Source organism: Micromonospora sp. WMMD961 (genome assembly GCF_029626145.1).
GTDB lineage: Bacteria > Actinomycetota > Actinomycetes > Mycobacteriales > Micromonosporaceae > Micromonospora.
Window position 1 is genome coordinate 1,193,427 of the sequence record NZ_JARUBJ010000002.1, and the last position, 12,878, is coordinate 1,206,304.

The following is a 12,878-nucleotide window of genomic DNA, read 5'->3' on the forward strand; positions in this document are numbered from 1 at the left end:
TACGCGTTGTAGGAGGTGAGGGGCGGATGACGGCGTTCGAGCACGATTTACCTGCTGTCCCGCATATCTCCGAGCGCCCCCAGCAGGGCATACGTGACGCTACGCGGTCCGATCATTACCGTAACGAGGTTGCGCAGCGTCACCGCCGGAGGTCTAGGCTGTCTGCTGTCCCCGATGATCCATCCATTTCTAGTGATCGAGAATTCGACGTGACGAGTGCGTTGACGCTGCCCACGGATGGCCAGCTGGCGTCGTCCTGGCTGGAGACGCCGCCCGGCTCCCAGCCCCTGCCCCGCGACCTGGACCATCTCCTCGCGCTCCGCGTACCGGGGCTGATCGCTACTCGCCGTCACCTTCACTCGCACCCTGAGCTGTCCGGCAACGAGTTCGAGACGGCCGCGCTGATCGCCAGGGAGCTGTCGCTGGCCGGGTTGAACCCGCGCCTGTTGCCCAAGGGCAACGGCGTGATCTGCGACGTCAACGGCAGGCCGGACGGCCCGGTGGTGGCGCTGCGCGCCGACATCGACGCCCTGCCGCTCGACGATTCCAAGGACGTGCCCTACCGGTCGACCGTGGAGGGCGTCTGCCACGCCTGCGGGCACGACGTGCACACCTCGATCCTGCTCGGCGTCGGCATGCTGCTGGCCCAGCTCGCCGACCTCGGGGAGCTGGACGGGCGGGTCCGGCTCATCTTCCAGCCGGCCGAGGAGATCCTGCCCTGCGGCTCGCTGGAGGTCATCGAAGCCGGCGGCCTGGACGACGTGGTGCAGATCTTCGCGCTGCACTGCGACCCGAACCTGCCGGTGGGCCAGGTCGGCCTGCGGGTCGGTCCGATCACCGCCGCTGCCGACAACGTCACCGTCCGGCTCTCCGGTCCGGGTGGGCACACGGCCCGGCCGCACCTGACCGTCGACCTGGTCGACGCGCTCGGCCGGTTGATCACCGAGGTGCCCGCCCTGGTCAGTCGCCGGGTGCCGGCCAACAGTGGCCTTCTGCTGGTGTTCGGCCACGCCACGGCCGGCACCCGTTACAACGTCATCCCGTCCGAGGCGAGCGCCTCCGGCACCCTGCGGGTGATGGACCGCGACACCTGGGAGCAGGCTCCCAAGATCGTCGCTCAGGTGGTCCGCGACGTGATCGCGCCGACCGGCGCCACTGTCGACCTGGAATACCTGCGCGGCCGGCCGCCGGTGTGCAACGACTCCCGGGCCATCCAGGTGCTGACCGCCGCCACCGCCGCCGCGCTCGGCCCGGAGGGCATCGCCGAGACGCCGCAGAGCATGGGTGGTGAGGACTTCTCCTGGTACCTGGAGTACGTCCCCGGCGCCCTCGCCCGGCTCGGCGTGGGTCGCTCCGGCCCCAACGTCGACCTGCACCGCGCCAGCTTCGACGTGGACGAGCGGGCCATCCCGGCCGGCGTACGCGTCATGGTGCAGACCGCGCTGCGGGCACTGGCAGCGGCGCGCTGACCGGAGCGTCCGGGGCCGAGATCCTCTTCCGCCGACGCAGCACCAGAAGCAGCACCGCCACCGGTACGCCGAGCGCCAGCCAGGGCAGCAGCGCCCCCAGCACGGTGAGCAGGACGGTCAACGAGGCGACGAACGCCTTCCAGCCGCCCTTGAGCCCGACCAGGAAACCCGTCTCGGACTTCTCCTCGGTCGCCTTCTTCGTCGCCGGCCCGGCCAGCGACACGGTGATCGTGGAGAGGGCGGTCAGGTCGGCCAGTCGACGCTTCTTCGCCTCCAGCGAGGCCAGGTCGGCCTCCCGGCGACCCAGCTCGTTCTCCAACGTCACCAGGTCCGTGATCGTGGTGGCACGGGACAGCAGGCGGCGGGCACTGTCCACCCGGGCACGCTGACTCGTGATCCGGGCGTCCAGGTCGACGGTCTCCTCGGTGACGTCCTGAGTGTCGATCTCCCGGCTCTGCTGCGTGCCGAGCTTCGAGATCTCCTCCACCACGCCGGCGAACTTCGGCGCCGGCACCCGCAACTGCAACTCCGCCACCGCGTCCTCGTCAGCGCTGCGCCGCTGGTCACCGCCGACGAAGCCACCCGCCCGGGTGGCCACGGCGACGGTCTCGCGGGCGGCCACGTCCACATCGTCCACCTGCACGCGCATCGTTCCCGTGTAGATGATCGCCCGTTGGTCGACCCGCAGGTCCGGTGCGCCGGCACCGGCCGCCTCCTGCGTCCCACCCTTCGCGGCGTCCCTGCCCGCCTCGCCAACGTCTGCCACCGCCGGTGCCTCGGCGGCCGAGCCCGCGGTGTCCTGCGCCCCGCTGTCGCTCGCACTACAACCCGTCAACACCAGTGCGGCCGCCAGTACCGCTACCGCCAGCGCTGTGCCCCGGCCTCGTACCGTCCGTCCGTCCATCCCCGCTCCCATCGTCGTCGTCCGGTGTGGCGATAGCTCGGACGCGCCGCACGCGTCGGCTGGTTCCGGCAGACTGCGCTGAGGACGTCACGATTCGATAATCGAGGAGTCACGATGCGACTCACCAAGTACGCCCACTCCTGCCTTCGCGTGGAGCACGACGGCGGAGTGCTCGTCGTCGACCCCGGGGTGTTCAGCGACCCGACGGTGGCCCTGGACGGTGCGGACGCGGTGCTGATCACCCACGAACACCCGGACCACCTCGACCTGGCGGCGGTCCGCCTACAGCTCGACCGGCGGCCGTTCCCGATCCACGGTCCCGCCTCGCTCGCCGAGACCCTGGGCGACGCGGCCGAGGCCCTGCACCCGGTCACCGCCGGTCAGTCGTTCACCGCCGCCGGGGTCGCCGTCCGCGCGTACGGGGGGCGGCACGCGGTGATCCACCCGGACATCCCGGTGATCGACAACCTCGGCTACCTGATCAACGACGTCGTCTACCACCCGGGGGACTCCCTGGTGGTGCCCGACGAGACACCCGTCGACACGCTCTTCGCCCCCATCCACGCCCCCTGGTCGAAGTTCTCCGAGGTGCTCGACTTCATCCGCGCGGTCGCACCCCGACGTGCGTACGCCCTGCACGACGCCCTGCTCAACGACAACGGGCTGGGTGTGCTCGACCGGCAGTACACCGCGATGTCGGGCACCGACTACCAGCGGCTGGAGCCCGGCAGCCGGGTGGACGTCTGACCCGATGCCGGGCCCCTCGACGGAGCTGATACAGCAGCTCTACCGCACCCCGCCGGACCGGTTCGTGGCCGCCCGGGACGCCGCTGTGGCCGAAGCCCGCCGTTCCGGAGACGCGGTCACCGCCCGGCAGGTGGCCCGGCTGCGTCGTCCGACGGTGGCCGCCTGGCTGGTGAACCTGCTCGCCATCAGTCGGCCCGAGCTGGTGGCCGACCTGGTGCAACTCGCGGACGCGCTCCGCACCGCCCAGCGGGAGCTGCGCGGGCCCCGGCTGCGGGAGTTGTCCGCGCAGCGTCGGGCGGTGGTCGGTGCCCTGGTCGTCGAGGTCCGTAAGCTCGCCGCGGCGGAGCCGGACGCGCCACCGGCGGGTCGGCTGCCACTGGCCGAGGTGGAGGCGACCCTCAACGCGGCGTTCTCCGACGCCGAGGTCGCCGAGCAGGTCCGAGCGGGACGCCTGCTCCGGGCGGCCACCTACGCCGGTTTCGGCGAGGTGCCCCGGCCGCAGCTGCGGCTGGTCACCGACGACGAGGAGCGGGAGGAGAGCCGCCCTGCCCGCCGACCCGGTGCCCAGCGGGAACGCCCCGAGGCAGCCTCTCGCACGGACCGGGCAGCCTCCGGCACAGACCGGGCAGCCTCGGGCACGGACCGGGCGGCGAAGCGCGCGGAGCAGGCCGAGCGGGCTGCGCAGCGGGCGGCCCGCGCCGAGCGGGCCCGGCAGCGCCGCGCCTTGGACCGGGAGATGGCTCTGGCCCAGGCCGACCAGGAACGCGTCGAGGCCGAGCTGGCCGAGGCGGCCGCGCAGGAGCGGGACGGTGCTGGCGTACTCGACGGGATCGAGGCCGAACTGGCCGAGTTGGAGCGGCGACGGGCGGTCGCCGAGCAGGATCTCAGCCGGGCCAAACTCGCTCGGCGCGCCGCCGAGCGTGCGGTCACCTCGGCTCGGCGGCGCGCGGGTGAGGTGGAGGCGGCGATCGAGGCGTTGGCGGCCGAAGAGGGGGATGCGGACGCGGGCGTCGGCGCGGCAGACTGACCATCGATGGACGACGACGAGTGCGTGGACCGTCCACGGCGAGTGATCCCGGGTCGGGGAGTCGTCGTGGGTCACCGGTCGTGTTGTCCGAGGACGCCCCGGGCCCGCAGGCGATCCCGGTGGGCGGCGCTCGGATGACACCGGAGCAGGCCGCGGCCGCCAGCAAACCCGTCGTGCTCGACCTGGGTGACGCGTTCAGCCGGGACCCGACCACGCTGCGCCGGGCCCGGTTGCTCGGCATCTCCGGCTGGGCGTTCTACATCGGCGGCCGGGCCGGTGCCCTCGGCGATGTGCGGGCCGAGACCGCCGCTGCCGCCCTCGGCTTCCTCGCCCCGGACGCCGTCGCCGATGGTTGGGACGCCGCAGGCCGGGTCATCCCGCCGATCGAGGTGGCCGCCGCGAGTCTCGCCGAGTGCTGCCGGTGGGGGGCGCAGCAGCTCGATGCCCTGCCCGACACCGAGCGCCTGGCGGCACTCGTCGAACGGGCGGTGGCCGCCGCGGACGCCAGCGGAATGCCGCTCTTCGCCGCCTGGCGGGCCATGCCGCTGCCGGACCGCAGTCCGGGGGCCCGGACCGCCGCCGGGCTGCGACTGCTGCGCGAACACTTCACCGGCGCCTACCTGTTGGCGGTGCGCGCCGCCGGGATGACCGCGCTGGAGGCGGTGCTGTCCGGGCCGGAGGGGGAGGCCGGGGCGGTGGCCTGCGGCTGGCCGCCGCCGTACCCGCCGATCGGGCCCTTGGTACGTCGGCGACTCTGGGCCGAGGCCGTGACCAACAGGCTGGCCGCGCCGGCGTTCACCGCCCTCGGCCCCGCCGACTGCACCGAACTGGTGGAGTTGCTGCACCGCACCCGGGCCGCTCTCACCTGAGCCCGGCCGGAAAAAGGGCGGCGTCCGACGAGGTTGGCTGACAGGATGCTCTGCCGTGACCCTTCCCGCTGGTTGGACAACGCGCCGGCCCACGCTCGCCGACGTGCCCGCGATCCTCGCGGTGGTGCACGCCGCCGACACCTTCGCCATCGGCCATCCCGACTTCGACGCGGAGGACGTCGCGGCGTCGCTCACCGCCCCCTACTTCGACCCGACCCGGGACTCCTGGTTGGCGGTCGACCCGGAGGGCGACGTGGTCGGCTGGGCGACGGTGGACAACCCCACCGGCGTTGGCCGGGAGTTCGTGGAGATCTACGTCGACCCGGTACGCGCCGCGACCGTCCGGGCGCCGCTGTTGGCCCGACAACTGGACCGGGTCGCCGAGCGCGCCGCCGAGCGGGAGCTGCCGGCGCTCACCGTCCGCTGTGCGGTCTTCGCGCCGGAACGTGACTGGGAACGGAACCTGCGCGAGTTCGGGTTCACCCTGGTCAAGAGGTACGTCCGGATGAGCGGGCCGCTGACCGGCCGGCCCGAACAGCCTGCGCCGCCACCCGGTGTGACGGTACGGCCGGTACGGCCCGACGACGAGGCCGACCTGCGGGAGTTCCACCGGATCTCCCAGACCGCCTTCGCCGACACCGCCGACCACGAGCCGGTGTCGTACGAGCGGTGGCGGGCCAGGGTCGGTGACCTGAACGCCTGGGACGAGTGGTTCGTCGCCGAGGTGGACGGGGTGCCGGTCGGCGCGTTGCAGTCCTCGGACCAGGCGCTCGACCAGCAGCAGGGCTGGGTGAAGAGTTTGTCGGTGCTGTCCGCGTACCGTCGCAGGGGTGTGGGTGCGGCGCTGCTGCGCGGCGCCTTCGCCCGCTACGCCGAGAAGGGCCGGCAGTCCGTCGGCCTGGGCGTGGACCTCACCAACCCGACCGCCCCGCTCTCGCTGTACGAGTCGGTGGGCCTGCGGGAAACCCTGTGGACCGACATGTACGAGCTTTCCGTCCCCGCCGTTGTGTGATTGACGACCCCGGTCGGGCCCGACCGGCGACCCGGTCGACAGCGGTAGCAGACTGGGGGCGTGCGATACGCGCTGCTACGCCGACGCGGTGCCGGTGGGGCGGGACCTCAGCTCGGTGACGTAGTCGTCCGGGGCGCCCGCCTTCTCGGCGGCGTTCGCGATCTCGGACAGATACCACCCCGTCGGCAGGCCACCCTCGTACCCGTTGAAGACGTAGATCCACGCGGTCACGTCGCCGTCGAGGGTGGAGACGCGGACGTGCAGCTTGCGGTACGTGCCGGCGGCCACCCCCTCGAGTTCGTCGAGCTGACCCGCGTCGTACGGGTGGATGTCGTAGAGCGCCACGAAGACCCGGTCACCGGGAGATTCGACCAGGGTGCTCACCGCGCCCTCCCAGCCGATCACGTCCGCCCCGGCGAAGGTCAGCCGCCAGCCCTCCAGCCAGCCGGTGCCCACCATCGGGGAATGCGGACAGTAGGCCCGCATCCGGGCGGGGTCGAGATTTGAGCCGTAGGCGGCGTGATGACGCACGGCGATGACGATAGCCCGGCGGACGGGTGGGGGAGAATAAGACTGTGCGTGTCGAATGCGCTCAGGAGAAGAAAGTCTCTGTGAGCATGGACGAAGGGCGAACGCTGTGAGCCGGATCGTGATCATCGGTGGGGGGCCGGCCGGGTACGAGGCGGCCCTGGTCGCCGCCCAGCTGGACGCCGATGTCACGGTGGTGGAGGCGGACGGCGCCGGTGGGGCCTGTGTGCTCTCCGACTGCGTGCCGTCGAAGACCTTCATCGCCAGCTCGGGGGTGGTCACCGGCTACCGCGACACCGAGGAGTTCGGGGTGCACTCGGACGGCCTGGAGGCGGTCACCGTCGACGCCCGGGCGGTGCACGAGCGGGTGAAGCGTCTGGCATTGGCGCAGTCCGCGGACATCCACGCCAAGCTGCTGAAGGCGGGTGTCACCTTCGTGGCCGGCACCGCCCGGCTCGGCGAGGACTCCCTCGGGCACACCCACCGGGTCGTCGTCACCCCCGCCGACGGGGGAGAGGAATACTCGATCGCCGCCTCGACCGTGCTGGTCGCGACCGGTTCGACACCCCGCCAGCTGCCCACCGCCGTGCCGGACGGTGAGCGCATCCTGACCTGGCGCCAGGTGTACGACCTGCCGGAGCTGCCCGAGCACCTGATCGTGGTCGGCTCGGGTGTGACCGGTGCGGAGTTCGCCAGCGCGTACCTGGCGATGGGGGTCGAGGTCACCCTGGTCTCCAGCCGGGACCGGGTGATGCCGCACGAGGACGCCGACGCCGCGTCCGCCATCGAGCGGGTGTTCCGCAACCGGGGCATGGAGATCCTGAACAACTCCCGGGCCGACTCGGTCCGGCGTACCGCCGACGGCGTCGAGGTGGAGCTCTCCGACGGCCGGAAGGTGACCGGCTCACACGCGTTGATCACGGTCGGCTCGATTCCGAACACCGCCGACCTGGGCCTGGTCGAGTACGGGGTGGAGCTGGGCCGGGGCGGCTACGTGACCGTCGACCGGGCCTCCCGGACCAACGTGCCCGGCATCTACGCCGCCGGTGACTGCACGGGCGTGCTGCTGCTGGCCAGTGTCGCCGCCATGCAGGGCCGGATCGCCATGTGGCACGCCCTCGGCGAGGCGGTCCGTCCGCTGCGGTTGCGTACCGTGGCGGCGAACGTCTTCACCGACCCGGAGCTGGCCACCGTGGGTGTCTCGCAGGACGAGGTGGACGCGGGCAAGGTGCCGGCCCGCCAGGTGATGTTGCCGCTGTCCGGGAACGCCCGGGCGAAGATGGACGACCTCGCGGACGGCTTCGTGAAGCTCTTCTGCCGGCCGGCCAGCGGTCAGGTGATCGGCGGTGTGGTGGTCGCCCCGAAGGCCAGCGAGCTGATCCTGCCGATCACCATGGCGGTGGAGAACAACCTGACGGTCAACGAGTTGGCCCAGACCATCACCATCTACCCGAGTCTGTCCGGCTCGATCACCGAAGCGGCCCGCCAGCTCATGCTCCACGAGCTGGAGTAACCCGCCCCCAGATCGTTGTCGATCATGGAGTTGTGGTGGGGGGTTCACACCGTTGCGCCCCTTTTGCGGGGCACCACAACTCCATGATCGACCCCGTTGGCCCGGCACGGGTTGAGGTCGTCGTTGACTTCCAGGTGACCGATCACGGTGAGCAGCGCCGCCACGGCGATCCCACCGAGGGCCAGCACGCCGGTGTTCCGGGTTCCAGGCATCCCTTAGCCTGTCGCCGACAGCACCCGAACCGAATCCGGGACGCCCACCGAATTCGGACCCCGGGAACACCCCTAGTCAGTCGGACGAGCTACGCCTCTGCTCGGTCACGCCACGTTCAGACAGCTTCTCGAAGTGGATCGAAGGAGAAGATCATGCGGATCTCCGTGGCGCCAGCGGATCCGGGTCACAGCTCCTTCATGTGGTGGAAAAGAGTGCCCTTGAGCCGGTCGAGCAGCTTGTACCCGGAACGCCGGGTGACACTCAGTCGATCGGGATGTTCGCGCCGGCGGCGGCGCGGGCGTGGCGGGCGCTGACCAGGGTCATCGCCCATCCGGCTGCGGCGAAGCCGACGGCTGCGGCGGTGGCGATGATGGCCAGGCGCCACGCCGACTCGGTGAGCGCGGTGCCGCCGAGATGCCCGACCAGCGCGCCGTAGGTGGCCCAACCCAGCGCGGCCACCGCCTCGTAGAGCACGAACAGCCGGTACGGGTAGCGGCTGCGACCGGCCGAGAAGCAGGCTGCCATTCGTCCGCCGGGGACGAACCGGCAGAGCAGGATGACCATCGGCCCGGGTTGCCGGAGCCCCTGGGTGACTCGGCTGGCGACCCGGCGGGCCCGGCTCAGCTCGGCGTGCCGGGGTGGGCGGCGGTCGGGTGCGCTGCGCCCGAGCAGGTAGCAGGCCAGGTCGCCGGCGAACACGCCGAGCGCGCCGACGGCGATGGTGGCCGGCAGGCTGAGCCCGCCGTAGATGGTGAGCGCACCGCTGGTGATCATGACGATCTGGGTGGGGATCACCGGAACGAAGGCGTCCGCGATCAGCAGGGCGGCCAGCACGAGGTACGCCCACGTCGGCGATGCGACGTCAGTCAGTAGTTCGGGCACGCCTGCCACCTCGCCGGATGCGGCCGATTGGGTGTCTTGAGCCTGACGGCGTGTCCGGCGTCACCGTGGACAACCCCGGCCCGTCGTGACGGTCGACACGGCCGGGCCACCCGGTTTCAACGAGGCGAACCGGCCTCGGGTGACGGTTCCGGTGGCCGTCCCACCCCGGCCGGAGCGGTCGGCGGATCGGCGATCGTCGGCGTACCGTTGTCGGCGCGGCCACGCCCGTCGGGTCCCCCGTTCCTGACGAATTCGGGCCGCCAGGGCCGCCGGCGGGTCCCGCGCCGGCGGCCCGCCCCCGTCCACGCTCCGACCGCCGTAATCCAGGTGCGTCCTCGATCGCTCGACGGGTAGCGTCGCCGTATGCGCAGTGCGGTAGTGGTGACCACGACGCCGGGTGTCCCCGGCGCGCCGCTCTGACGTAACCACCGTCGACCAGGCCCCGGGGCGATCCGCCCCCGAGGGCCGCGCGGCGTTCGGTGTCCAGGTCGCCTCCGGGTCGTACCCGATCCAGGAGCCCGACATGATCGACCACCGTAGGCTCGGCCGTGAGCTGGACCTCTTCGTCTCCGATCCGCTGGCCGGCGCCGGTCTGCCGATCTGGCTGCCCGCCGGTGCCGCCGCCCGGCACGCCGTCGAGGAGTACGTCCGGGAGTTGGAACGTCGCTCCGGCCACCAGCACGTCTACTCGCCGCCGCTGGGCAAGCGCGAACTCTTCGAACTCTCCGGGCATCTCGGCTACTTCGCCGACGACATGTTCCCGCCGATGCGGTTGAGCGCCGACGACGAGTTCGTGCTCCGGCCGGCGCTCTGCCCGCACCACGCGTTGGTGTTCCGGGCCCGTGGCCGCTCCTACCGGGAGCTGCCACTGCGGGTCGCGGAGCTGGGCGGGATGTACCGCTCGGAGCGTTCCGGGGTGCTCGGTGGGCTGTCCCGGGTGCGCGCCATCTCGCTCAACGACGCGCACACCTTCTGCGCGCCCGAGCAGGTGGGTGGCGAGGTCGCCGAGATCCTCGGGCTGATCCGCGAAGCGCACGCCGCGCTGGGCGTACGCCCAGCCGGGTTCCGGCTGTCGCTGCGCGGGCCGGGCGAGAAGTACGTCGGCGACGACGCCCAGTGGGCCCGTGCGGAGGATCTGCTCCGCGCCGCGCTGGCCGGGATGGCGTACGTCGAGGCGCCCGGTGAGGCCGCGTTCTACGGGCCGAAGATCGACATTCAGATCGTCGACGCGGCCGGCCGGGAGTCGACCATCTCCACCATCCAACTCGACTTCGACAAACCTGAGCGGTTCGACCTGTCGTACACCGACTCGGACGGCAGCCGGCGTCGCCCGGTGATGGTGCACCGTAGCCTGGTCGGCAGCATGGAGCGGTTGTTCGCGTACCTCATCGAGGTGCACGAGGGCGCCTTCCCCGCCTGGTACGCGCCCGTCCAGTTGGTGCTGCTGCCGGTCGACGCGGGCCAGGTCGACGCGGCCACCGACCTGGCCCGTCAGGCCGTCGACGCCGGTCTGCGGGTCGAGGTCGACGTCGCCGGCTCGCTGGGCGCCCGGGTCCGGGACGCGACCCGCCGCCGCGTCCCGTACCTCGGGGTGTTGGGTGCCCGCGAGGCGGCTGACGGCCGCCTCGCGCTGCGTCTGCGCGACGGCCGGGCCCTGGACCCGATGCCCGCCGCCGCCGCGCTCAGCTTGATCGGTCGGCAGGTTGCCGCCCGCGCGACCGACCTGCTGCCGCCGGACTGACGCGCCCGCCGATCGTCTCGCACGCACGGCCGCCCGACCTCAGACCGACGCGGGTTGGGCGGCCGGTTCCTCGTCGGCCACGGCACCGGTGAACTGGGATCGGTAGAGCCGGTGGTACGCGCCGTGGGCGGCGAGCAACTGTTCGTGGGTGCCCTGCTCGACGATCCGGCCGTCCTCCATCATCAGGATCAGGTCGGCGTCGCGAATGGTGGAGAGCCGGTGCGCGATGACGAAGCTGGTCCGGTCCGAGCGCAGCGCGGCCATCGCCCGTTGCAGCAGCACCTCGGTGCGGGTGTCCACCGAGCTGGTGGCCTCGTCGAGGATGAGCAGCGACGGCTCGGCGAGGAACGCCCGGGCGATGGTGATGAGCTGCTTCTCGCCGGCGCTGACGTTGCTGCCCTCCTCGTCGATGACCGTGTCGTAGCCGTCGGGCAGGCTGCGCACGAACCGGTCCACGAAGGTGGCCCGCGCCGCCGCGACGATCTCCTCCTCGGTCGCGTCGGGCCGCCCGTAGGCGATGTTGTCGCGGATGGTGCCGCCGAAGAGCCAGGTGTCCTGGAGCACCATGCCGATCCGGCCGCGCAGGTCGTCGCGGCGCATCGTGGTGATGTCCACCCCGTCCAGGGTGATCCGGCCGGCGTCCAGCTCGTAGAACCGCATGACCAGGTTGACCAGGGTGGTCTTCCCGGCGCCGGTGGGGCCGACGATCGCCACTGTGTGCCCCGGCTCGGCGACCAGTGACAGGTCGTCGATCAACGGCTTGTCCGGCTCGTACCGGAACGAGACGTGCTCGAACTCGACCCGGCCGTGCGGGTCGGTGACCCGGGCCGGCTCGACCGGGTCGGGGGTCTGCTCGTCGGCGTCCAGCACCGCGAAGACCCGCTCGGCCGACGCCACCCCGGACTGGAGCAGGTTGGCCATCGACGCGAGTTGGGTGAGCGGCTGGGTGAACTGGCGGGAGTACTGGATGAACGCCTGCACGTCACCGAGGCTCATCGTCCCGGAGGCGACCCGCAGGCCACCGACCACGGCGATCGCCACGTAGCTCAGGTTCCCGATGAACATCATCGACGGCATGATGATCCCGGAGATGAACTGCGCGCCGAAGCTGGCCCGGAACAACTCCTCGTTCTTCGCGTGGAACGCGGCCTCCACCTCGCGCTGTCGACCGAAGACCTTCACCAGCTCGTGGCCGGTGTACGCCTCCTCGATCTGACCGTTCAACTCGCCGGTGTGCGTCCACTGGGCCACGAACTGCTTCTGCGAGCGCTTGGCGATGCGCTGGGTGACCAGCACCGACAGCGGCACCGCGACCAGCGCCACCAGGGCCAGCAGCGGTGAGATCCAGAACATCACGCCCAGCACGCCGACAACTGTCAGCAGCGAGGTGAGCAACTGGCTGAGGGTCTGCTGGAGGCTGGTGGAGATGTTGTCGATGTCGTTGGTGACCCGGCTGAGCAGCTCGCCTCGGGGCTGCCGGTCGAAGTAGGGCAGCGGCAGCCGGTTGAGCTTTTCCTCCACCTCGGCGCGCAGCCGCAGCACGGTGCGCTGGACCACCCCGTTGAGCAGCCACCCCTGCCACCAGGACAGCAGGCTCGCCGCCAGGTAGAGCCCGAGCGCCAACAGCAGCACCCGGCTCAGGGCGTCGAAGTCGATGCCCATCCCGGGCACCACGTCCATCCGGGCCAGCATGTCGGCGAAACTGTCGTTGCCGCTGGCCCGGGCTGCGGCGACGGCCTGCTCGGTCGTGGTGCCCGCCTCCAGCCGCCGACCGATCACCCCGCTGAAGATCAGGTCGGTGGCGTGGCCGAGGATCTTCGGCCCGGCCACGCTGAACCCGACGCTCACCACGGCGAGGGTGATGATCGCGGCCAGGTGCAGCCGGTGCGGGCGCAGCCGGCCGAGCAGCCGCCGGGCCGACGGCCCGAAGTTCATCGACTTCTCGGCGGGCATCCCGGCACTCATCCACGGAG

12 protein-coding genes are annotated in these 12,878 nt (G+C 71.7%); 7 read left to right on the plus strand and 5 right to left on the minus strand.

The annotated features are described in order from the left end of the window. Window positions 1-209: 209 nt before the first annotated feature. A complete protein-coding gene (locus tag O7614_RS05795; protein WP_278137452.1) occupies window positions 210-1,469 on the plus strand; it encodes an amidohydrolase in 1,260 nt (419 codons plus the stop codon). On the opposite strand, the gene O7614_RS05800 is transcribed toward O7614_RS05795, so the two are convergent. After that, window positions 1,426-2,373 carry a DUF4349 domain-containing protein gene (locus O7614_RS05800; protein ID WP_278137453.1) on the minus strand — a complete coding sequence of 316 codons (948 nt, stop codon included), beginning with the start codon at window positions 2,371-2,373 and terminating at the stop codon, window positions 1,426-1,428. The two genes, O7614_RS05795 and O7614_RS05800, sit on opposite strands and share 44 nt — an antisense overlap. A gap of 114 nt (window positions 2,374-2,487) precedes the next feature. On the opposite strand from O7614_RS05800, the gene O7614_RS05805 reads away from it, so the two are divergent. From O7614_RS05805 to O7614_RS05820, 4 genes are all read left to right on the plus strand, one after another. Continuing rightward, complete coding sequence (locus O7614_RS05805) at window positions 2,488-3,120, plus strand: MBL fold metallo-hydrolase (protein WP_278137454.1); 633 nt, start codon at window positions 2,488-2,490, stop codon at window positions 3,118-3,120. Between the two features lie 4 nt (window positions 3,121-3,124). Then, the gene (locus O7614_RS05810; RefSeq protein ID WP_278137455.1) at window positions 3,125-4,147 is read left to right on the plus strand and encodes a hypothetical protein; all 1,023 of its coding nucleotides are present in this window, start codon (window positions 3,125-3,127) and stop codon (window positions 4,145-4,147) included. Between the two features lie 134 nt (window positions 4,148-4,281). After that, window positions 4,282-5,016, plus strand: a complete 735-nt coding sequence (locus O7614_RS05815) for a hypothetical protein (RefSeq protein WP_278142162.1) — start codon at window positions 4,282-4,284, stop codon at window positions 5,014-5,016. 55 nt (window positions 5,017-5,071) lie between these two features. After that, window positions 5,072-6,028 (plus strand): GNAT family N-acetyltransferase, encoded by a 957-nt coding sequence (locus tag O7614_RS05820; protein ID WP_278137456.1) that lies wholly within the window; start codon window positions 5,072-5,074, stop codon window positions 6,026-6,028. Window positions 6,029-6,103: 75 nt separating this feature from the next. Here O7614_RS05820 and O7614_RS05825 read toward each other — a convergent pair whose 3' ends face one another. Continuing rightward, window positions 6,104-6,559: a gamma-glutamylcyclotransferase gene (locus O7614_RS05825; protein WP_278137457.1), complete on the minus strand. Its 456-nt coding sequence runs from the start codon at window positions 6,557-6,559 to the stop codon at window positions 6,104-6,106. Window positions 6,560-6,665: 106 nt separating this feature from the next. On the opposite strand from O7614_RS05825, the gene O7614_RS05830 reads away from it, so the two are divergent. Further along, window positions 6,666-8,069, plus strand: a complete 1,404-nt coding sequence (locus tag O7614_RS05830; RefSeq protein WP_278137458.1) for an NAD(P)H-quinone dehydrogenase — start codon at window positions 6,666-6,668, stop codon at window positions 8,067-8,069. Between the two features lie 44 nt (window positions 8,070-8,113). Here the strand turns inward: O7614_RS05830 and O7614_RS05835 are convergent, their stop codons facing one another. Both O7614_RS05835 and O7614_RS05840 read right to left on the minus strand, forming a co-directional pair. Continuing rightward, entirely contained in the window at window positions 8,114-8,281 is a 168-nt protein-coding gene (locus tag O7614_RS05835) for a hypothetical protein (protein ID WP_278137459.1), read from the minus strand. A 262-nt stretch (window positions 8,282-8,543) separates the two neighbouring features. Continuing rightward, window positions 8,544-9,164 (minus strand): DedA family protein, encoded by a 621-nt coding sequence (locus tag O7614_RS05840; RefSeq protein WP_278137460.1) that lies wholly within the window; start codon window positions 9,162-9,164, stop codon window positions 8,544-8,546. Between the two features lie 523 nt (window positions 9,165-9,687). Here O7614_RS05840 and thrS point away from each other — a divergent pair. Next, window positions 9,688-10,905, plus strand: a complete 1,218-nt coding sequence (gene thrS, locus O7614_RS05845; protein ID WP_278137461.1) for a threonine--tRNA ligase — start codon at window positions 9,688-9,690, stop codon at window positions 10,903-10,905. Between the two features lie 39 nt (window positions 10,906-10,944). Here thrS and O7614_RS05850 read toward each other — a convergent pair whose 3' ends face one another. After that, on the minus strand, window positions 10,945-12,870 hold the full coding sequence (locus tag O7614_RS05850; protein ID WP_278142163.1) for an ABC transporter ATP-binding protein: 1,926 nt from the start codon (window positions 12,868-12,870) through the stop codon (window positions 10,945-10,947). Window positions 12,871-12,878: the final 8 nt, after the last annotated feature.

What these genes read in the sequence shown, in the direction of transcription:
- O7614_RS05805 (WP_278137454.1), top strand. Translation starts at nt 2,488, where the DNA reads ATGCGACTCACCAAGTACGCCCACTCCTGCCTTCGCGTGGAGCACGAC.
- O7614_RS05810 (WP_278137455.1), top strand. Translation starts at nt 3,125, where the DNA reads ATGCCGGGCCCCTCGACGGAGCTGATACAGCAGCTCTACCGCACCCCG.
- O7614_RS05815 (WP_278142162.1), top strand. Translation starts at nt 4,282, where the DNA reads ATGACACCGGAGCAGGCCGCGGCCGCCAGCAAACCCGTCGTGCTCGAC.
- O7614_RS05835 (WP_278137459.1), bottom strand. Translation starts at nt 8,281, where the DNA reads ATGCCTGGAACCCGGAACACCGGCGTGCTGGCCCTCGGTGGGATCGCC.
- O7614_RS05800 (WP_278137453.1), bottom strand. Translation starts at nt 2,373, where the DNA reads ATGGACGGACGGACGGTACGAGGCCGGGGCACAGCGCTGGCGGTAGCG.
- O7614_RS05850 (WP_278142163.1), bottom strand. Translation starts at nt 12,870, where the DNA reads ATGAGTGCCGGGATGCCCGCCGAGAAGTCGATGAACTTCGGGCCGTCG.
- thrS (WP_278137461.1), top strand. Translation starts at nt 9,688, where the DNA reads ATGATCGACCACCGTAGGCTCGGCCGTGAGCTGGACCTCTTCGTCTCC.